The 1612-nt window shown below is 33.6% G+C and carries 1 protein-coding gene; it reads right to left on the bottom strand.

The window, feature by feature from the left end:
• Window positions 1-130: 130 nt before the first annotated feature.
• Window positions 131-1348: an IS110 family RNA-guided transposase gene (locus LT143_RS20250; protein ID WP_246946192.1), complete on the bottom strand. Its 1218-nt coding sequence runs from the start codon at window positions 1346-1348 to the stop codon at window positions 131-133.
• Between the last annotated feature and the right edge of the window lie 264 nt (window positions 1349-1612).

Genomic DNA, 1612 nt, shown 5'->3' with positions numbered 1-1612 from the left:
TTCCTACGATTAGTCAAGTATAATATCAAAGAATAATGGTGTATTCTAATACTATTTTTTTGTATAGGAAATAAACCTCAGTTAATCATTTTTTTAAAACTGAGGATATATGTGATATAATATTTATGTATTATTGGTCCATAGAGACCGCGTGCGAGTAATCGTACTTTGTATTGTTCCTGACCATGGAATAGATACATTTCAGTAGCTTATTCATGCAAGCTACAGTGGCAACTTTATCCTTTTTGGGTATAGGTTGCTTTTTTAGTTTATAGTAATAATCGACGATATGATTAGATGCTGCTTTTTGTTGGCGGATCATATTACGAACAATGAGATATAAAATCTTTCTCCCTTTAGGATTTCCTCGTTTATTAATGTGATCTTGTCCCATGTATTTTCCAGATTGATATCTTCGAATATCAATACCAATAAATGCGTTTACCTTTTTGTGATCCGAAAAGCGTGATAAGTCTCCAAACTCTCCAATGAAAAGAGCAGCACTAATGTTACCAATTCCAGGGAGACTTTTTAGTACTTCAAACTCAGGAAGCTGCTTGGAACTATCAATTAACTGTTCAGAAATTTGTTCTTTCTCTACCATTAGTTGAAGTAGTTGTCGTGCGTAGTACTGAACTTTTTGCGTCTGAACACTGGTTGAAGATACAGATGGATAGGAATTTTTGGCGTAATCCATAATCTGAGTTGCCTTTTCTTTTGCACGACTTTCCGATATTTTTTTAGTAGTACTCTTAATCAAACGGTTTTTTATTTTTGTTTGACTTGATTCTAAAACAAAATCAGGATGAGGATATAAATCTATCAATGTTAAGGCATAAGGCGTAACTCTACTTGAGAAAAATTGTTCAAGCTCTGGAAAACTTAATTGAAGCGCATTATGCAAGTACATCCGAATACGTTTTATTTCTTCCTCTACTTCTTGATAGAAACGAGATAAATCTCTGAGTTCATTGTAGATTTCTGGTTGTTGAATTTTTTCTATTCGATAATTAAATTGATGTACCTGTGCTAGTTTATGAGCATCATGCTTGTCTGTTTTCCAGCTCCTAAGAGTACCATTTTCTAATTGTTTCTTTGCCTCAAGAGGGTTTAAGACGCAATAGCGTAACTTATTCCTTTGACAAAAAGTTTCAACTGGCTTTGAATATATTCCTGTTGATTCAAAGACCAAAATGGGTTCTTCAGGAAGATCGTTAATTTCATCAAGTAATGCTTGAAAACCATCTTTACTGTGAAGAATCTCCTCTTCTGAAAGACAAGTTTGACCATTATATAAAACTTTATAACTTTTCCCCATAGAAACATCTAAAGCAATTACTATTCCCACTGTTCTTTCTCTCTCTTCTTTAATTAATTTGAAAGGTCTTCACTTATTCATTTCGATTCCAATTTCCTATACACGAGCTCTAAGGCCCCAACATACTTAAACCTGATTCAAAAATGAAAGTGAAGAAGCTCAGTTTTTTTTACGGATTCTAAATCCTTGAGGCTTTGGTCGAGCTTTCTCTCACTTCTCACTATAACTCTAAAAAGAAAAATAGTGGGTAAAATCATCCGTCGATGACCTTACCCACTAATCTTAGTATGTTTT

This window comes from Bacillus pinisoli, assembly GCF_023036475.1.
Lineage (GTDB): Bacteria > Bacillota > Bacilli > Bacillales > SA4 > Bacillus_BS > Bacillus_BS pinisoli.
This window is presented reverse-complemented; position numbering and strand designations above follow the sequence as displayed.